Here is a 21,148-nt window from a genome sequence, read left to right on the forward strand (position 1 = left end):
TTATTGCATTTCGATGCCCGAAACAGCCAAACCATCAGCTTTAATGCCCGTGATTACCAGTTTATAATTACCCGCGTTGATACTTGTGCCCGTGTTAGTTGCAACCGTGCCCGATTTATTTTTAGCGACCGGTTTAAAACTTAGTTCTTCCTCCTTCATCAGCGTACCATCGGCAGCCAGTAACTGCATTTTTGCCGTGAAAATTTCGTTGGTTTGGTTATAATATTTGATGCGCAAAGCGTACAGATCGGCAACACCCGGGGTTATCGCGAATGCCACACTGCCACCTGCTCCGCTGCTAAATTTAACTACTTTTTTTCCGTTCAGGGTGCCGGGCTTTAAGCCGTCGCCCTTTAATTCAGCAGTCTCGGCCTTATAGCTCACGGTTTTGCGAAGGTCCGTTGCCGGTTGCAGCGAAGTAACAGGCAGTACCACTACAGTATACATGAACTTACCCTTATTTTCACCTAAAGTGACTACATCAGCTTTTTTGAAACGTTTCCTGTAAACAGGTAATTGATGCCCGCCATGAGCGTCAGTTTTTACAAATAAGCCGGTGTTTTCATAATCTGAGAGCCAGGCTGGTCTTTGAGATGCGGGTACATCCATCGCTACATAAACGTCCGCATTAGCATTTAAGGTAAAAGCCCCCTCTAAATCTCCCCCGGTAAGCGAGACTTTTAAAGCCCTCCCTTCCGGGAAGGGTTGGGTGGGGCTGATCCAATCGGCACCATAAAATATTGGAGGGAGATCGTTAAAGGTTATCCTGGCATCAGTATACTGTTTTTGGCCGATATCCATCCAGCTTTTTATGGCCCATTTAGTATTGCCCTGCAATTGGCCGATTATTCCGGAACCCGCTTGTTGAGGTTTAATTTGTTTGTTTAAGGTACTGATAGCAATAGCAGAGATGATCGCTTCGCCTGCTGCCTCGTTTGGAAAAGATATCGTTAGCATCCCACCCGTAACATGTGCCGTGATGCTTTTTTTAAGTGCTTTATCGTACCCTGCTTCCTTCCAGATGTCGAGGTTACGGATCATCGTTTTATCGTTTACAGCTACATCAAACAAACGCCAGCCGGAGCAATCCATTCCACCACCCGTACCATACCAGGGCTCGGTAAAATACAGTTCGATGCGGTAATCTCCATCGGGTACCGGGAAATTGAATTTCAGCTTATCTAAACCATACCTGAAAGTCTGGAACAGTTCACCATCCGCCGTTCCGCCAATCCTGTCAAAAGTGCGTTGCTGGCTGGCGAAGAAGGATGGCATACCGGGATAATCATCCGTCCATGATATGGAGCCGGGCTGTTGTTTATTGCCCTGATGCCTGTCGGCCGTCCATTTATTGCCGTAACTGTCGGTATAATCAGAGCCGCCGCAATTGAGCCTGTATAAGTAGTTGTAACCTGTTGCAGGTTGCAGAATGGCAGGATCCTCCCTTGGTAAATGTGGCGCCGACGGCAAATGGTTCAGCATGATCTCATCATGCGTTACTGGTTTACCATTTGTATATCCCACTGCATATAACACATTGTATTTAATATTCGCGTCATCCCATTGAAAGTGTGTGCCAATACCCTGCCGCGTTCTTTTACCTAAAGATTCATGGTTGAGATCGTTAAAAAGCTCCACCTCATCACAGTTGGAATAAACAATAATGCTGTCTTTTTTACCCGAAGTTATCCAGCGGTTGGGCCAGGTATGCGATACGATGTAGACCATCGGCTCCTTAGCTTTTGGCGCATAATTGGCCCTGTACATGTAAAATGCATCGGTAGGTTGCCCCCATGGCGTAAATAAACCTTTGTAATTAATGGGGCCTACCCTGTCGAGTTCACGCTGACCTTCGCCGCCCTGCGTGCGGCCGGGATTTTCGTGCGAGTACAGTAACCATTGAAAATGTCCGGCAACTCGATCTTTCACCGATTCGGCCAGACTGACTTTGGTTTCCATGAGCTGGGTCATGCGATCTTCACTTAACGGGCCGTTTGCATTAAAAGGGCCTTCGGTGTGTAAGCCGAGGCTTCGCCAGGCGCCGTATTCGCCAACCAGGATCTGTTTTTTCAAGTCATCGCCATATGTTAGCGGGTTGCCGCCGTAGGTACCCGTCCAGTTTTGAGGCACATCCCAATCGGTACCTTCGCCGCCATTACAGGTGGTTATTTTGCGTTGCGATGAAGCCATAGGGTCAAGTTTTCGGATGATTTCGCTGCACTCACGGGCAAAATCGGCGGGCAATTTACTTTCATTTTGTAATCCCCAAAGAATAATAGAAGGACTGTTGCGGCGCTCTTTTACCCAATCAACCAATAAAACCTTGTAATTAGCCCTGAACTCCGGCGAATCATACCAGATATGCGCCGAATATTGCGGCCACCATAAAATCCCCAGTTTATCCCAATATTGCTGATAAGCCAGGTTATGAGGCTGGTGCGCATCCCTGAAAGCATTAAAACCAGCGGCTTTTACCTGCATCACACGGGCTTTGATTTCCTGATCGCTAAAAGCATGGCTTTTCCCTATCAGGTGTTCATATTCGGCAATGCCATTGATAAAAACAGGTTTTCCGTTGAGGTAAAAACGGTTATCGTTGTTATTCCTGCCAACAGGCCAGCTGATCCAGCGAATACCGTAAGGCGTTTGAATTCTGTCGATCAGTCTTCCATTGGCCCAAACCTCTGTAGTTACCTGATACAAATAAGGTTTTTCTAACGACCATAAGTACACGTTTTTAATATCGACAAATTGTTGAGCTATTACATTAGTCTCTCCGGCGTTTAGTGTTTTAATTGTTTTAGCTTGCGTGATAGTTTTACCACCGGCGTTGACCAAACTATTTGTGACAGCTATAGTAGATGGCTTGGCTCCATAGTTTTTAACTTCAGTTTCAAGATTAAGCGTTGCCGATTTTTCGCGAACGGTAGTATCATTCCAGATGTGTACGCCGAAAGGCTCAATCCTCACGTCCTTGGTAACTATCAAATGTACCGGCCTAAAAATCCCCATTGGCTGCGAGCCCTCTGAAAAACCAGGATCATCAGAACAACCGCCACAAACCCAGGGCAAATCTTTGATAAAAGAGGGATGATCTGCTTTAACACACAGCAGGTTTTGCTTGCCTGCTTTAACAGCATCCGTTACATCAAGAGTAAATGAAGTGCGGCCACCGGCATGATAGCCAACTTGCTTACCGTTAAGCCAAACTGTTGCATAAGAGCCGACGCCTTCAAACCACAGAAAATAGCGTTTATCATTTTGTTTTTTTTCAAGCGCGAATGTTTTACGATACCATGCGGTGCCGTGCCTGTTGCCATGTTTCAGCCGGCGATAGCCCTCATACGTATCCCAGTTATGGGGTACGTTTACTGCTTGCCATTTAGCATCGTTAAAACTTTGCTGTTCAAAACCGTTGTGCGCTTTGGAGTTATAATCATCAGCAATGCTTTTCCAATTAGCATTTAATGAGATTTCTCTGCGGATATTTTGCTGAGCGTTGACTGTAGATAAATTAAAGCCTAACAGGGTCATAAAAAACAAAAATGCCAACCGATAAATCAGCCTGCCATTTTGCTCATTAAATGTCTCTGTTACCCGCATTTTACAATTGCTTCAAATACGCATCAAAGCGATAAATCTTACCTTTTTGAGTATCGAGATTGACCGTTTTACCGGCATAATTTAAACGGCAGGGATTACCAAGTTTTGAAAGCACCTGCAGGTTTTCCAACCGTCCATTTTGCCATTCAAAATCCAGCACAAAACCACCTCTTGCACAGATACCTTTGATATTTCCCTTTGGCAACGCAGTTGGTAAAGCGGGCAGTAACTCAATAGCATCACCCTGACTTTGTAAAAGCATTTCAGCTAAACCAGCCGCACCGCCAAAGTTGCCATCAATCTGAAACGGCGGGTGCGCATCGAACAGGTTGTGGTAAACCCCACCTTTTTCCTTGCCCGAACTTACATCAGCAGGCGAAAGCAATTTGGTTAACATGAGATAAGCATGATCGCCCTGGTGCATCCTCGCCCAGATATTTACCTTCCAGGCAATGCTCCAGCCGGTACCTTCATCGCCCCGGTATTTCATAGATTGTTCGGCAGCTTTCATCAGTTTAGGAGTTTTAAAGGTAATATCGGTACCGGGATAAACACCCCACATATGCGAAACATGGCGGTGGGTATCCGTGGTATCGTCCTTATCTTCCAGCCACTCCTGCAACTGTCCATATTTGCCAATTTTATTCGGTGCTATCTGGCTGTATTTGAGTTTTAGCGTATCGGCAAAAGCTTTATCAATGTTTAATATTTTGGAGGCTTCAATACAGTTTTTAAACAAATCGCGGATGATCTGGTGATCCATCGTTGGCCCGGCAACCAAACCGCCATGCTCGGGCGAATTGGATGGTGTACTGATCAGGTAGCCTGTTTTTGGATCTTTTATTAAAAAGTGTACAAAGAACTCAGCCGCCCCTTTCATTTCGGGATATGCCCGATTTTGCAGAAAGCCCTTATCGCCGGCATACAAATAATGTTCCCATAACTGGTGGCAAAGCCAGGCCGCGCCACTCACCCAGATGCCATGATTAGAAGCATTGACAGGCGCGGTTCCGCGCCATAAGTCAGTATTGTGATGCAGTACCCAACCCGGCGCGCCGTAATGCTCAACAGCAGTTTCATGACCAGTTTTAACGAGATCATCGATTATGCTAAAAAACGACTCGCTGCAAGCTGATAAGTTAAGCAGCTCGGCAGGCCAGTAATTCATTTGGAGGTTAATATTGGTGGTGAACTTACTGCCCCATGGCGGTGTCAGCAGGTTGTTCCACAAACCCTGTAAATTCGCCGGGCCATTACCCGGTCTTGATGAGGAGATGAGTAAATACCTGCCATACTGCACATACAAGCTGATAAAAGAAGGATCAGGAGAATGCCCAAACTTCAGAATCCGCTCATCAGTTGGCAGATCAGCATTTTCTCCTTTGCCTAAATCAACGGAAAACGTATTGAAATACTTTTGATAATCCTTGACATGGGCCGCTTTGATACCCCCATAACTCTTATGGACTATAGCAGCGATCTGTTTTCTGCAGATAGCTTCCGGACTACCCGATACATCATGATAGTTTTTAAAATTGGTTGCCGCCGTAAGATAAAAAGTTGCCTCGTTAGCTTCCGTAATTGATATATTTTTTGAGCTTACAACTACGTTACCGCCAGTTGCCTGTACACACAGATAGCTTACGCCACGTAAAACGCCACCTTTTACTTTCAACGACAGCGCAATTGTATGGTCATCAACTTTACGGGTGACGTAGTTTTTATGCAGACTGCTCAGCAATGCTTTCAGGGTAATTTTACCGGGCTTATCCGCCGTCAGATGCACAGCCATAACCTGATCTGGTGCGCTGCTGAAATATTCACGGGTGTAGGTTACGCCATCGGCTTTGTAGCTTACATGAGCCGTTGCATTGGTAAGATCGAGATCACGTTGATAATTTGTTACTTCCTGCTTTGGAAATTGCAGGTACAAATCGGCAAACGACTGATAATCTCCATTATAACGGGGATACGACGGTGGATTATCATCCTCTATCCAATATTTCCATTTTCCGGCAAGACTGATAGCGGCGCTTTCATCTCCTTCAGGATAAATTGATAGCGTTTTGGCGTTGCTCGTAAAACCACCCTTATCATAAAAATTAACTACCAGGACTGATAGCTCATTACTACCGAAATGCAAGTCGCCTACCGGGATAGTGTATTTCCGGTAGGCAGTGCCATTGGTTGTTCCAATACGCTTCCCATTGATGTAAGTAAAATCTACATCGCGGATGCGGCCAAGATTTACAACCAGGTTTTTACCTTTCCAATTGGCAGGTACATTAACGGTCGTCGTGAACCAAACTGCACCATCCAGCCCCTCCATGCTGGGCGTTGTTTCCCAGCCCTGCTCGGTTGGCAAGGTAATGTTTTCCCATAATTTGTCTTCAGCTTGCGGTCTTTTGGCCTGTATAGATGCAAACCACTTAGCCGAGTCAGCAGCATAGCTTAGCTCGCTGCTCTTCATCCCCATAAAATGCTGTTGCGCCAATGCTTCCCCCTCAGCTTGCTTACCTTCGGACAGCAGTTTGCGGATAGGCTCCAAATATTTCACAGCTCCTTTACGGTTGTAGTCGCGGGGACCACCTGTCCACAGTGTTTGTTCGTTGTATTGGATATGGTCTTCGGTAACGCCGCCATAGATCATGCCCCCTATGCGGCCATTGCCAATAGGCAAAGCATCAGTCCATTTTTGGGCGGGCTGTTTATACCAAAGCTTCAGGGGTTGCGACTGGCCAAATGCTTGCGCAATTCCAAACATAAATATTACAATAAATAAATTCTTCCTGCCTTTCATAAATCTCAGTTAAAAAGCCAGCGTAAATCTTTGATATTTCCTTCGTTGCTTAAGCCTGCATCGTAAACCGGTACATTGACATCTGCATCAACAATACCCAAAACCAGCGCCGCACCCTTGCCTAAGGTAAGGGTGTTTGCCCCCGCTTTAAATGTATAAGTATGAATATTCACAGGCGGCAAGCCATCAACTTGAATAGCATTTGCAATTCTGATATCCGCCTGACCGTAATCATTGGCGCTGGCATCTGTTTCCAGTTGCGGCTCGGGCAGGTATTGGGCCATTTTGCTGTTAAAAAAGCCAACCAGTACTTTTACTGGCTTATCACTTTTGAAATTGATCGCCGTTCCGTTCTTCTGTTGATCCGCCTTGGACAGCTTGATGCCTTTTAAACCTGCCAATTCTTTTGCTATATTTTTGATGATCGCGGTAGTATCCGTGTATACCTGTTCTCCGGCTTGTAATTGATAGTTGCCGGTATTAAGAATCACTGGCGCATCTTTCAAAACCGTAACCTCTTTTTGTTTTTGCTGCGTTTGCGGCGAATTCAGCGAATCGATATTCCTTTTAAAGTTGTCCAGTTCCTTTTGATAAACAGGCAATAACTCAACCCAGGTTTTCATTTTTGCATCATTACCGCCAATCGGGATTTTGCGCTGTTTAGTTTGCATGCTGTTGGCGTACAGGTAAGTATTTTCGGTTAGTTTAACCAGTTGTTTATAGTAATCCAAACTGGTTTGCAGCTCGGGCAGTGCCTTTTCCAGGTCGGCAACGCTGTCCGAATATTTATAGCGCAGTACCCATAAGGCTGCCTTTGCCTTGTAAGCATAACTTTTGGCCATCGCGTTATAGCAGTATATATCGTTCTTTAAACGGGTAAATTCAGCTTTATCTTTACTTACCCGGGGAAAGGCTTTGTCGATAGCCTCGACCGCTTTTTGCCCTTGCTGTATTACACTATCGATAACCTTAACCGGTGTTTCGCCGGTGTGAGGTTGGTGTCTCCACTCCTTTTCGGCATACTCGCTCATCATTTCACCAACCGGGCCTTCCGAATTATACAGTAAAGAAAACAAGCCAAACTTTTCGGGATTGACCAACTGGCTCATCAGCATTCCTAAAGTCATGGTTTGGCGGTTACCGTCAGTAATACCGAAACGGCGCAACAACTCTGGCGAGATATTGCCTGATTGTTCATAAGCTTTTAAAATGGCCTCGCCGCCGGCCTGATCACATCCATATTTATTGGCCAGTTGCTTTGCCCAGTAACGGATCTCGCCTGCCCGGTCCCTCTTGCTATCCCAGGCATAGCGCGACCATGCTTTGTACCAGATCCAATCCCTATCCAACTGCAACAAACGCTTGCCTCCTGTATTATCGGCCGTGTAAGGCCAGTCCCAGTAGGATGCCTGCGGATATAAATGCAGGGCATTTGCACCGTAAACTGTATGCATGGCCTGCACGCATTTTTGTATAAAATCGGCTGAGCCATAGCGGAATGGCTCCAGGTTGGCGAGGATATGTACATTTTCTATCTGCACGGTACCGATATTACTCAAGGTGCGGTGCAGATCGGCCCATGGGCCATGTACCTCGTAAGTGGTGAGGGCTTCACCATTGTATTTGGCCATAGTATACAGGTTGTGATACAACGGTTTGGCATATTTCATTACCGCCGGCGCATCACTGTCATGTGCGCGAAGTACAATCGGCGGTTCATCCGTGCGGCCTAAAGCTTTTAAGCCATCCTTCACTCCCGGAATAATGGTTTGCGTAAACCAGTCAATATCGTCCTGGCCAACGCCTTCCATGGCTTCGCCAAGGGTAACCAGCAAACCTACATGTGGGTATTTTTGTACAAAGGCAGCGATAGATTTACGGGTATAATCGGCAATTACAGGTAAGATGTGCCGGTTCCTGTCCTGTGTTTTGAGGTTATTTTTTTCGGCGAAGGGTTTGGATACAATAATATTGTAAAATCCCTGGATAAGCCAGATTCCCCGCTTATCAGCTTCATCGGCCAAAAAACTATAAATCTCTTCGTTTTTTTTGAAGGTAGCATCATCAACCTCAACAGCATAAGGATATTCTTTAACCCTCACTAATGATGCAAAAGGGTGTCCATTCCACAGATACAATGAATTCATGCGGTTTTGGGCCAGTGAATCCAGGTAGCGGATCCATAAAGCCTTGTCATAAAACCAGGGAAAGTTTTGCGGTGTATAAGGATACTCATAAGTACCGCGACCGGGCAGCAAGGCAGGCTTCTGTACGCCCACGCAGGCACCCCGCAAAACCATTTCAGGCTGGTCATGCACATTAATATTTACAGGCAGCTTTTTATTCAGGGCTATCTGGTCGGTCAGTTCAAGGCAGCCGTAAAGCGCGCCGGAATTGTCAGCACCACCTATTAGCAGTTTATTTTTAAGCCCATGATCACTGATGATAAAGCCTTCTTTGCCGGGAGGATTAATTGCAGAACCGACTAATTTCATAACTGGCGCATCAGTAAGTAAACCGACAATTATTGCATTGCCTGAGGGCATCGCGCCTTTATAGGATTGTTCTGCAACCGAATAGCCTGCGTGCTGCAAGGCAATCGTTAGCTTTTGCACGCCATAACTTATCCTTGCGTGATGTTTAGGCAAGGTAATAATGGTGATTTTTTTTGAAGGTTTTTGCGCGTGTAAGCTTGAATGAAAAGAAAAGATCAGCGCGAATAACAGCAGGAGATAACGATTGGACATCTTCATTTTCATTCGTATTAAACAGGCTTACCAAAGCCCGTTTTTTTAAAACGAAGGCTTCAGTATCTCAAACGATACCTTTGGTTGTGAACTTAATTGGTTGTATAGTATTCAAAAATATCAGTACGCTGCTGTAATTTCATCTGATATTTTCTCTATCTACTATACGATATTATCATCATTTAAGCCAGCAAAGCCAATAAAAGAGAGAAAATGAGTCAGGATTAAGCCGGGAGCTTTACCAGTACATGTTTTAATTGTACACTCCTGGATATCACCTTACCGTCGGCATAAATGATGAACCCCTTGCCCTTGTGATATTTTGTGCCTGTTTTATCCCAAACCACGCTGATAGTGTGCCCGTGATAAAGTACATTATCCAATGCAAACCATTTCCATTGGTTTTGGGGAACCAGCGGGAAGATTTCCAAAATATTATCCTCGCGGGGCTTTAAGCCCACAAGATCGCTGATAATCAGATCACAAAAGCCGGAATGGTTATAATAGCTGCTCCTTGGGTTATCACCTTTAAGCCAATAGCCTGTTTTTTCGTCCTGGTATTCACCCAAATAAGGCTGTCCCCGCTTAATGTGTGAAAGGGCATATTTATGCAGTTCATTATAAAAAACACCCGGCGTCATAGTGCCTTTATTTTGATACGCGGTAAGCAGATTGGCCAGTCCTTTTAAGGTTTGCGTGGTGGCAAATGGCCACACCGCTCCATCCCATTCGCAACCATGCCCGGTACCGTGGGTGCGGAACAGTGGGTGCCTGCGTTCGGCAGTGGTAATGCCCCATGGCGCGTTGAAACCTTTGGGATTTATCAACTGATCCCATTGTTTGGCATATACCGGCTTATCATCGGGCAGGTTAAAATACCAGGGGATAAAGCCCAGTTCCTCACGAGCACCGGCAAAATGCCCGTCGGGTTTGCGCACTTCAAAAAAGGAAGCGCTGTCATTCCATAAACTATCCTGCACCAATTTCTTTAGGTCGATAGCCTTTTGTGCGTATTTTATTTTCAGCGAATCATTGCCAGTTAGCGCTGCCATTTTTGACAGGGCTACCGCATTACCATACATATAGCTGTTAATAGTAGGCCGGATGTTTTTGACCTTGCGCGCCCCGCTGATACTTTCTTCCATCGCGTCGCGCACATCAAACTGCCAGAACAGTTTGGAAGGCAGCTGCTTTTCAGTTTCCCATACACGATAGTCGGTGTTGAGCAAAGGCAGGGCCTGCTCCACAAACTTTTTGTTAAGGTTTACGAGGTAGTAATTATAAACCGCGTCATCTATCCAGCTGCTGAAAGCATGGAGGTGCGGCTTCTTTTGCTTAGGATCGACATAAAGCCAAAAGTGAATATACTGATTGATATATTGCGGATCATGCAGCCAGCGCCCCTCATAAACCTGGTGACCGAGAGCACTGCTTGAACTATTATAAACGCCCGTAAAACTTACCGGAGTTATGAATTCGGTAAAAATAAAGCCGTCCGGCGTTTGTTTGAGGTGTTTCCTGAACGTCCACCAGCGGTAATAATAGATCTTCTGAATTGCCGAATCGGGACATTCAAACAAAGGAACATTTTTGGCAAGCCATTCGTAGGCATGGTCATTGGTAATGTAATTCTTTACCGTTTCGGTATCTATTTTATTAAAACCGTTTACGTAGGTTTTTAGCTTTTCAAAACCCAGCACAGGCTTTTGCTGTGCGAAAGCATTTACCACAACGCAAAAAAACAAGCCGATCAAAAACGCCCTTTTCATTATCACTTATACCTCCACAATTGCTTTTATAACTCCGTTGGCGGGGTTAAGCCAGCTTTCAAACTGATCTTTTATTTCATCGAAAGCCACCCGGTGGGTGATATACGTTTGCGGGTTTACCAGTCCGCTTTTCATAGAACGGATCACATGCTCAAAATCCTCGCGGGTGGCGTTACGGCTGCTCATTAAGGTAGATTCTCGCTTATGAAATTCGGGGTGACTTACAATGATCTCGTCACGCTGCAAGCCAACCAGCACGTATCTGCCGCCATGCGCCAGGTACAGGAACGCACCGTTTATAGCCCTTTGATTGCCGGTCGCATCGATAATCACCGTAGGCATATCGCCATTGGTGATCTCATTCACACGTTCGGCTACATCTTCGTTCTTTACGTTGATGGTATAATCGACTTTCAGGTTTTCGCGGCAAAAGTTAAGGCGCTGTTCATTTACGTCGGCAGCTATGACCTTTGCACCGGCAATGCGGGCAAATTCCATAATGCCTAAGCCAATCGGTCCGGCGCCTATCACCAGTACAAATTCGCCGGGTTTAACATTGGCCCGCCTAACGCCATGCGCACCGATGGCCAATGACTCCACCAATGCCAGTTCATCAAAACTCAATCCCTCGCCATGAACCAGTAAATGCGATGGAACCTGCAGGTATTCGGCCATGCCACCATCGGTATGTACACCGCAAACCCGGATATTTACACAGCAGTTTGGCTTACCGGAGCGGCAGGCAATACAATGCCCACAATTGAAATAGGGAATAAAAGTTACTGATTCACCCTTTTCAAAACTTTCGGCATCACCGGTTTCAACCAACTCAGCGGCAAGCTCGTGACCTAAAATTCTTGGATAGCTAAAAAAAGGTTGTGTCCCTTCAAAAGCATGCAGATCGGTACCGCAAATACCTATGCGTTTTATTTTGAGCAACGAATAACCCGGTTTTAATTGCGGCATATCGGCATTGCCGTATTCCAGCTGACCGGGTGTGGTACAGGTTAATATTTTCATTAGTTTTTCGTCATGTTTCTCTCCTGTTTCCGTGTCCTCACGAAAACCTGGTGTTTTTTATTTTGGCTATTTCTTCCTTCTAACTCTCTTCATTCCATATAACCCTCAATACCTGTCTACGTGTGTTTGTGGGGACACGCACACGGGTGGAAAAAGTAAATATGCAATTTAAAGCGAAACTCCTCTTTTCCACGGGATAAAATCATCCTGTCCGTGACGTACCGCGTGGACTTCAATTTCTCCGCTCGCCACTTTTACAACATAGTCCAAAATGCGTTCTCCTGCTTGTTCAATGGTTTCATCACCCTCCACAATAGTACCGGTGTTGATGTCGATAATATCGTTCATACGGTTAAATAACGCGGTGTTGGTTGCAATTTTTACAACCGGCGCTATCGGGTTACCGGTAGGTGTCCCCAGGCCGGTGGTAAACAGTACGATGTTGGCACCTGAGCCAACTTCGGCGCTGGTTGATTCAACGTCATTGCCTGGTGTACACAGCAGGTTAAGACCCGGTTGTGTTACTTTTTCGGGATAATCTAACACATCGGCCACCGGCGATGTACCTCCTTTTTTAGCCGCCCCGGCAGATTTGATAGCATCGGTGATCAAACCATCTTTAATATTGCCCGGCGATGGGTTCATGTAAAAGCCTGAACCGGATTCCTCTGCGCGTTGACTATAAGTACGTACCAGGTCGGCAAAGCGTTCGGCCTTGGTTTTATCCAGGCAACGGTCAATAAGGTTTTGCTCCACGCCACATAGTTCCGGAAACTCGGCCAAAATAACGGAACCACCCAAAGCTACCAGTAGATCCGAAGTGTAACCGATAGCTGGGTTTGCCGAAATGCCCGAGAAGCCATCTGAACCGCCGCACTCCAACCCAATGGTCAGCTTACTTAAAGGAGCCGGTTTACGGGTATACTGATTGGCGTGCATCAAGCCAGCAAGTGTTTGCCTGATCGCCAGTTCCATCAAATCGGCCTCCTTGCCCGTTTTCTGTTGATCTAAAATATATAAGGGTTTGTCAAACTGTGGTGAGCGTTTGTTGATCTCTTCCTGCAAAGTTTTCACCTCGGCATTCTGACAGCCTAAGCTCAAAACCGTTGCTCCGGCTACATTCGGATGCGTAATGTAACCAGCCAGCAAACCGCAAAGCGCAGTCGAGTCTTGACGGGTACCGCCGCAACCACCTGTATGCGTTAAAAACTTAATGCCGTCAACGTTAGGGAAAACCTTGTTGCCTGCGCTTTGCGCGGTATCATTGCCTATTTCAGTATATAAAACCTCATCTATCTCTGCCCCCGCCTTTATTTTGCCAATCAACTCCTGTGCCTTGATCTCGTATGTTTTTTTTCGGCCATAGCCTAAAGGTTTAACCAAAGCTTCCTGCAATACTTCAATGTTACGATTTTCGCAAAACACCATCGGCACAACCAGCCAGTAATTTGCGGTGCCTACGCTGCCATCGCCCCGGTGATAGCCGTTAAATGTTTTGCCTTCCCATTTACTAATATCCGGCTTGTGCCAATCGGTATGGCTTTGGCCTGTTAAAAAGCTGTTTGCCGCGTGTTTTACATTGGCAGTACTAAGCAAACCGCCAACCGCTATTGGACTTTGAGCCTTACCTACCAATACCCCATACATGATGATCTCGCCCCCTTCAGGGATTTCCACAATGGCAAACTTATGTTTAGCCGATACTGGTTCCTTTACTGTATAACTTTCACCTTTGTAAGTAACCTGCTCGCCGGCCTGTAGATCGGTCAATGCTACCAGTACATTATCGGCAGGATGTATTTTTAATATATTCTGTTTCATCTCTCTTCCTGTTTAAATAGCACTTATTTCCAGTTTTCCATGTTCGTTAATAAGCTTAAACTGCGCTGTCACCGCTTCCGTAAAGCCGGATAACGTTGTCAGATCGGCATCCCAAAGGCCTTTATTTTTAAGGATAGAGGCTATGGCTGTTTCGACATCGGCAGCGTTCCATGCTTTGCTTAAAGTGGGTGCCTGGTCATCAGTTACCGCATAATTCTCTGAATACGCTGTTCCGGTGTACTTACCATCGGCAATTTCGGTAATTTGCATAAAGCGGATAAAAGCCGCGAAACCAAGGGCCATCAATTGAGGTGCTCTATTATTTTGTTTGTAATAGTTTAATAATAACGGAATAACCCTCATTTTAATTTTAGTGGCGTACTGCACCGAAATGCTCAGCCACTCGTGCCTGATGTTCGGATTGCGAAACCTGTCGAGTACCTTATTACCAAAATCGCGGGCTACATCTTCATCAATCTGGTAAGGGATGGATGGCATGATTTCGGTAAACATCAACTGGGTAATGAACTTTGTAAAATGCGCATCGTCCATTGCTTCCTTTACCGTTTTAAAACCTGAAAGATAAGCTACGGCACAGCTCAGTGTATGCGTACCGTTAAGCAACCGGAGTTTTAACTCCCTGAACAATTCAATATCCGGTGTGATCACCACACCTTTATCGGCCTGGGCAAAAGATAATACTTCGGCAATTTTTTCATCGCCCTGGATAGCCCAAAGACTATAAGTTTCGGACATGATGCTGAGGTTATCGGTATAACCACGCTCGGCTTCCATAGCGTCGCTCATTTGTTGATCTGGTCTGCCGGGTACTATCCTGTCCACCAGCGAATTGCAAAAACTATTGCTGCTTTCCAGCCAGTCCATAAAAGCGGGCTCCAGTTTATTCAAATGCGCAAGTTCCAGCACAATGGATTCCAGTTTTTTGCCGTTATCGATGATCAGCTCGGTTGGAATGATCACCAAACCGGTATCAGGCCTTCCGTCAAATGCCCTATAGCGCTCATATAATATAGCCAGCAATTTGCCGGGAAATGATGCCGGCGGATGTTTGCGCACATCTTCCTTCACCAGTTGGATACCCACTTCGGTTGTGTTGGAAATCACGATCTGTAAATCTTTGCTGCGGGCTATTTCCAAAATCTCCTCCCACTCGCTTGAAGCAGAAAGCACGCGGCTGATTGCCGAACAGATCACCTGCTCATTAACCTCTTCGCCGTTTTCAATCCCCTTGGAGTAAATGGTGTACAAACCATCCTGCATATCAAAATCAGTAGTTGAGCCTTTATCGGTAGATTTAACAACCGCTACCCTGCCGTTGAAGATCCCGGCACGATTAGCTTTATCGATAAAGTAATCGGGAAGGCCTCGCAGTAATACCCCCGTTCCGAACTGCAGCACTTTTTCGGGCAGATCGAATACATTAGCAGGCGGTAATTCAGTTGCCGGTACAGTTGTTTTGTTTAGGTTATATCGTGATAATATCATGTGCTTATGGGTTGTAATGAAGTTGCTATTTTTTTGTTTGAGGGATTTGTTTAACCAACCAGCTTACTAAATCGTTGGCTGCTTTAAAATTGTCATATTCGGGAGGCAGTTTCCGGCCGTCTGTATATTCGTTATAAAACCAGGGATCGCCAACTGCAAACACGGTGCCCTTGCCATATTTGGCAGTAGCTACAATGATATCTTTACCATTGATTAATTGTGGAACAGCGGCATTAGTTAGCTGCAACGTACTCAACTCCTTGATGTAAACCTTGCGCGCCGTTTTAAAGATGGAATTGCCGGCGGAAATATTAATTGCCCCTTGTTCAAAGTTGCGCCCTACTACCCTGTTAACACTATTTAGGTTAAAACTAATACCAAATTTTGCCATCAGTTTGTTCAGGTGCACAAACTCGGCATTGCCCGTATCGTTGTTTAATACAACCAATACCCCGCCATTTTTCACCCAGTTGCTAATCGATTTAACATGCGGTTCTTCAATATATTTAGCATCAGGGTTTTCCTTTGGGATATCGGGATCAACAATAACATAGGCTGCTGCCTTTTTGAGGTTATTCGCATCCGGCGCTTCATTTAAAGTTTTGGTTTGCAGACCGTAATTGTTAAAGATCTGCCCTAAAAACGAAAAGCCATTGTTATCTTGCTCCTCCCATTTGTAATGGAACGGGATACTTTTGCCGGTAACATCATTGTGATGCTCATTATTAAAATAGCTGTCCAAAAGCACGGTTTTTCCTTTGCCTAAATTCAGGTTAGTTAGGCGCTCCATCTCCACACTTGCTAACATAAAAGCGCCTACACCTTTGGTTTCGTTAGTAACAGTTTTTACGCCGGTGTAGTATTCGTAACTACCGTCGCGGTATGGCTCACCACCAACACCAACAGCGCCTGCCGTGCCGTTAAAGTTTACCTGCCCATCAGCATCTATTTCGATGAAATTTTTGATAATGCCATCATATGATTTCCGGGCTGCCGGTAAATACTTTCGAGGCAAATAGCCTTCCCTTACACCTTTAGCCAGCGTATAAACAAACATACAAGATGCGGATGCTTCCAAATAATTACCTTTTTTGCCCCCCTTATCAAGCACCTGGTACCACAAACCCGAGTTTTTATCCTGGCTACCTTGTATCGCCACAACAAGGCGGTTCAAAATGGCGAGCAGCGCGGCACGTTTAGGGTGATTGGTCGGAAAATAGGGTAACACATCAACCAGTGCCATGGCATACCAACCATTGGCACGGGCCCATAAACTTGCCGACAGGCCAGTTTGAGGATTTGCCCAGCGCTCCTTTTTACTTTCATCCCAGGCATGATACAACAACCCTGTTTTGCTATCCCGCGCATGTTGCTCCATCCAGATAAACTGATCGGCTACCTGGTCAAAATCGACATCCTCATGGTAAACCGATGCGTATTCTGCATAAAAAGGTTCGGCCATATATAAGCCATCCAGCCACATTTGATTGGGATATCTTTTTTTATGCCAGAAGCCTCCTTCAGCTGTTTTGGGCTGCCCATTTAATTGCTTACGAAGTAGTGAAGCTGCTTTATAGTACTTTTCGGCACCTGATACCTGGTGCAGAAACAACAAACTTCGGCCCGAAAGGATATTATCCAAAGTATAATCATTGGCCTTATAAGTGCGGATAGTTCCGTCTGTGCCTACATACCTATCCATTGATTTTTGGATATAACTAAAATATTCGCCTTTTGCCGATTGCTGCCAAACGCTTTGCAGTCCCTGTAAAACGATCCCCTGATCATACGACCAATTAGTTCCCGGCAACGAATCTTTCCAAATACGAATAGCGGTGTTAGCCATCCGCTGCGACCATGGCTGTGTTTGTGCCCTGAGCCCAATTCCTGCAGGCAGGAAAGCACATAGCATCAATATTTTCTTCATCATATAGCTCATTTTATCAATGTTACATCCGGTTATCATTCCCGGCACAGGTGCTGTTCAATGTATTTTTTCAATCAGCCACAATCTTTGTTTCGCCATTCATTATTTTGAACTGGTTAGCGTGCTTTCTGCTGCGCCTGAAACAAACTCAACTTTGTTTTTTGCCTTTGAGGCATCCGTATCAAGCAATTTAATTTGCTGCGACTTTTTCCCGGCGATCCTGAACAGCAGCCTGGTATCGCCATAGGTAATATGGTTAAAAGTTACGCTGCTGCTGTTTTGAATATTGATGAGCGGACTGGTTTCTTTGCTTTTGAAGCAGATATTTTTTAAGAAAATATTCTGTGCCTCTATTACATCGGCACATTTAACAGTTTTGAAAGTGCTGTTTTCGATGTGGATGTCTTTAATCCCCATTTCCGGCAATCCCCTGATCATGAGCGCTTTTTCGGCACCGTTACAAACCACATTGTCCACATAAAACTTGCGAAATGAGGGTGTAGCTTCTGTTACCGCCACAACGGTCTGATTGTTTACATCATCTGATTCGCCCGGCGATTTACCACTGTAGTACATATCAAAAAGAATGGCCTCATGGGCAATATCCCTCATGCTGATATTTTTGATGAAGATATTTTCAACCATACCTCCGCGGCCGCGCGTGGTTTTAAAACGCAAACCGATATCCGTACCAATGAATGTACAGTCAGACACGAAAATATTACGCGCCCCGCCCGACATTTCACTGCCTATTACAAAACCACCATGGGCGCGATAAATCACATTATCCCTTACGATTACATTTTCGGTTGGCCTGCCTCGTTTACGGCCCTCTTCGTCCCTGCCCGATTTGATGCAGATGCCATCATCGCCCGCATCAAAAGTGCTCCCTTCAATCAAAACATTCCGGCAGGATTCCACATCAATGCCATCACCATTCTGCGCGTTCCAGGGATTTCTAACCCTTACATTCTGTACAGTAAGGTCTTCGCATAATAAAGTGTGAATATCCCAGGCGGGCGAATTTTGTAAAGTAACACCCTGCAGCAATACTTTTTTACAGTTGGTAAGCACCAGCATATTAGGCCGGAAAAAGTCTTTAAAAGGTTCATTGTCCCTGAGGGTTTTTCCATTACCTATTACACCTGCTCCCGGAGTTTTGAGCCCTTTAACATAGCTTTGGGATGGATACCACGATCTGCCATTTTCGCTCACTATACCGCCCGATGCTACGAGCTTATTCCATTCGGCTGCGGTGAGCCTGTCTTTACTGACCGCCCGCCAGGCCTCGCCGTGCCCGTCAATGATCCCCTCACCGGTAATAGCAATATTTGTAAGATTAGTACCGGATACCGGCGATTCATTACGCACCGCGACATGGCCTTCATAATTGCCTTCAACCAGTTTATACTGGCTTTTATCGTTAGTAAACTGCAACAGCGCTGCACGGCTTACATGCAGGTTTACATTGCTTTTCATAACCAGCGGACCAGTTAACCACAAACCCTGCGGAATGAGCACCACACCGCCGCCCTTTGCACTACATGCGGCAATTGCTTTGTTGATGCTGGTTGTATTTAGCGTAAGGCCATCTGCCTTAGCTCCATATTTTAAAATATTGATGGTATCCTTTTTAAACACGGGCTTACCTGCCTGCGGCAAGTGCTGCCAGGAATATTGCTGAACCTGCGCCCGCGATGTAAAGCAACCTGCCAAAAGCAAAACCGCTATCCCAAACCTTATTTTTATTACCGACATGTTTTTATTTTAACACAGCTATTTCTCGCCTTATAATTGGAAGGACCGTTAAATCCTAAACAAGATTAGTGGCTGACAGCAAAAAAAAAAAGGATTTGGCTAACTAAAAACGTGCAAACGTTCCCAGAAACGTTTGCGCAAATTTTGAGCGGTCTGAAAGCCGCACCGAGTTTCTATTTTAAATCAGGATTAAAATGACATATCGAGGAACAAAGCAGTCCAAGACGTGCAGGTAACTATCTTTGGTCAATGAACTTACTTCGTCGCGCTCTTGGCCGCGCGAGAGCCAGTTACTTTTTTAGCCAAAAATGTAACCAAAAAGGCTTGCAGCAGAAAGGCTTCTTTGCGCTCAAGCCTTTGCCTGCAAACCGGACTGAACCACGGGCTGCAATTATTTTGCCCCGCTTCGCCGCTCTTACCCCCACTTCTGCAAAAACTTGCTATGCCCTTTCCATTACACATACCCACCATCGTTCTGCCTGCTTTCGCCCGAAGCTGATCCGCTGCGAAAAAGCATTCTCTTTTAACTTGGGTATGGTTAGTATTGACACTTGACTTACTTACTACCTTATTAAATTATTCACCTTTGATTTTGATAATTTATCAAATTCCACCATACCTACCCGGGTGGCCCAGGCGCTGTACATTGCTTCGAGTTCAGCTACTTTTTGAGGATATTTGGCGCTCAAGTCATTTAATTTGGAGCGGTCAGTACTGATTCCATTTATTCTCAGGTCGTTGCGATACTAATTTCCAGTCACCCAATCTTACAGCGTGGCTACCTTCGTGCTCAAAAAACAATCCGTTATGCTCTTTCCAGCTTTGTCTGGATATTCTGGGAGGCTTGACCAGGCGATTCCGTGCAATGTGAAGCACCGATTTGTATTATCACTTTTAGAGAATTACAATTATTGATCAATGAATTAATATGATCAAAGTGTTGCAGAACAAATGGTTCGTTATTTCCATACATGGTGATCAAGGGCTTCGGAATGTCCACTCAGAGACTATCGTCATGTTAAACAGACTTCAGTTCGACAGCGTTCTCAAAAAATTCATTTTTATATGTCTCAGTTTTTAAACAATTCCAGTTTCGAAAAAAAATCGCCGAACATTAACCGGGTGTCGATATGCTGATATACCCTAATTTTTCTTCCGCTGGGATTTGATTGGTAAACACCTGAGCTCGTAATGATGGGGCAAGGATTGTTCATGTAATCACTTGATGACGGATCGGCCTCGAACGATGATTGAAGAGCGGTTAGCAAAACCAACGGGCTATCCCCCAGCACATAGGTTTCGCCGATATTAAACTTGTATTTTTGCAGTCTTCCTATCAAATTCTCAAGGGTGTTGAAAAGGTACTTGCCGATCTCTCCATTTGGTTTGATCCGCGTTGCCAATTCCGCATAAGATATTAATGCTTGCCGGTAAACATTTCGCGGCACCTGCCATAAATTTACCTGGCTGCGGTTAAATAAAGCTCTTGCGGCAAAAATATCGATATTCAGGTTATACTCTACTGCCGAACCATTGGGTGGAGGTAAGGCAAGACCGCTGTACTCAGCGCCGCCGATCCATATTAGTGTTAGCTTTTCAGCAATTTCCGGTTTGGTTAATGCCGCCGAAGCAATTTCGGTAAGCCCGGCGCCGCATAACACATATAATGGCAACTTGGTATCGGTGCGTAATGCTTCCTTTAGAATAAAATCAACGGCATCGCTTTTTACCGGCGTGCTGTCGTTTGGCATGCCGGTATTGGATCCGGCTATAAGCGGGATCTTCCCATCCATTTTCATCACCGACAATAATTCATGCGCTTTTTTTGCAGCGTTATCCGCCTGTGTTTTAGAAGGGTCGAAACCATCGCGGGCATTTAGGTGCGTACCGATAATAGCCCTTATCTCAACCGATGGCGACAACAGCAGGTGTGTTAATTGGAAAAGACCGTCCGGATCACCGCCAAAATCATTGTCTATGATTACACGCATACGCGGTGTTATCAGAGGGGCCATTTGGCAATTGGCGATTAAAGGAGATACGAAGATCAGCAGAAAAAAAATGGTCTGGAATATTCTCATGGCAATTATTGTTTGATTAAATCTATATAAGCCCTCTTTCATTGTCTTTGGAAAATCTGTGGTATAAACCGCGGGCTTTCGGGCTATACGTCCCTTTAAAGTATGAAGATTTATTA

12 protein-coding genes are annotated in these 21,148 nt (G+C 45.3%); 1 reads left to right on the plus strand and 11 read right to left on the minus strand.

Translation table 11 applies throughout. The features are described from left to right. The 9 genes from AB6735_RS17150 to AB6735_RS17190 all read right to left on the minus strand — a co-directional run bounded on the left by AB6735_RS17150 (position 1) and on the right by AB6735_RS17190 (position 18,951). Complete coding sequence (locus AB6735_RS17150; protein WP_370997034.1) at positions 1–3,603, minus strand: malectin domain-containing carbohydrate-binding protein; 3,603 nt, start codon at positions 3,601–3,603, stop codon at positions 1–3. Position 3,604: 1 nt separating this feature from the next. Beyond that, positions 3,605–6,403, minus strand: coding sequence for a glycoside hydrolase N-terminal domain-containing protein (locus AB6735_RS17155; protein WP_370997035.1), 2,799 nt, complete (start codon positions 6,401–6,403; stop codon positions 3,605–3,607). Positions 6,404–6,408: 5 nt separating this feature from the next. Beyond that, a complete protein-coding gene (locus tag AB6735_RS17160; protein ID WP_370997036.1) occupies positions 6,409–9,156 on the minus strand; it encodes a hypothetical protein in 2,748 nt (915 codons plus the stop codon). Between the two features lie 218 nt (positions 9,157–9,374). Next, complete coding sequence (locus AB6735_RS17165) at positions 9,375–10,919, minus strand: glycosyl hydrolase family 65 protein (protein WP_370997037.1); 1,545 nt, start codon at positions 10,917–10,919, stop codon at positions 9,375–9,377. A 6-nt stretch (positions 10,920–10,925) separates the two neighbouring features. Continuing rightward, positions 10,926–11,939, minus strand: coding sequence for a zinc-binding alcohol dehydrogenase family protein (locus AB6735_RS17170; RefSeq protein ID WP_370997038.1), 1,014 nt, complete (start codon positions 11,937–11,939; stop codon positions 10,926–10,928). Between the two features lie 168 nt (positions 11,940–12,107). Beyond that, positions 12,108–13,760, minus strand: a complete 1,653-nt coding sequence (locus tag AB6735_RS17175) for a UxaA family hydrolase (protein WP_370997039.1) — start codon at positions 13,758–13,760, stop codon at positions 12,108–12,110. 12 nt (positions 13,761–13,772) lie between these two features. Further along, positions 13,773–15,266, minus strand: coding sequence for a tagaturonate reductase (locus tag AB6735_RS17180; RefSeq protein WP_370997040.1), 1,494 nt, complete (start codon positions 15,264–15,266; stop codon positions 13,773–13,775). A 25-nt stretch (positions 15,267–15,291) separates the two neighbouring features. Beyond that, positions 15,292–17,196, minus strand: coding sequence for a glycoside hydrolase family 105 protein (locus AB6735_RS17185; RefSeq protein WP_255366832.1), 1,905 nt, complete (start codon positions 17,194–17,196; stop codon positions 15,292–15,294). A gap of 99 nt (positions 17,197–17,295) precedes the next feature. Beyond that, positions 17,296–18,951: a glycoside hydrolase family 28 protein gene (locus AB6735_RS17190; protein ID WP_370997041.1), complete on the minus strand. Its 1,656-nt coding sequence runs from the start codon at positions 18,949–18,951 to the stop codon at positions 17,296–17,298. A 249-nt stretch (positions 18,952–19,200) separates the two neighbouring features. On the opposite strand from AB6735_RS17190, the gene AB6735_RS17195 reads away from it, so the two are divergent. Then, complete coding sequence (locus AB6735_RS17195; protein WP_370997042.1) at positions 19,201–19,506, plus strand: hypothetical protein; 306 nt, start codon at positions 19,201–19,203, stop codon at positions 19,504–19,506. A gap of 8 nt (positions 19,507–19,514) precedes the next feature. Here AB6735_RS17195 and AB6735_RS17200 read toward each other — a convergent pair whose 3' ends face one another. Beyond that, on the minus strand, positions 19,515–19,640 hold the full coding sequence (locus tag AB6735_RS17200) for a hypothetical protein (protein ID WP_370997043.1): 126 nt from the start codon (positions 19,638–19,640) through the stop codon (positions 19,515–19,517). A gap of 381 nt (positions 19,641–20,021) precedes the next feature. Then, positions 20,022–20,966: a nucleoside hydrolase gene (locus AB6735_RS17205; protein WP_370997044.1), complete on the minus strand. Its 945-nt coding sequence runs from the start codon at positions 20,964–20,966 to the stop codon at positions 20,022–20,024. Between the last annotated feature and the right edge of the window lie 182 nt (positions 20,967–21,148).

This window comes from Mucilaginibacter sp. RCC_168, assembly GCF_041355315.1.
Lineage (GTDB): Bacteria > Bacteroidota > Bacteroidia > Sphingobacteriales > Sphingobacteriaceae > Mucilaginibacter.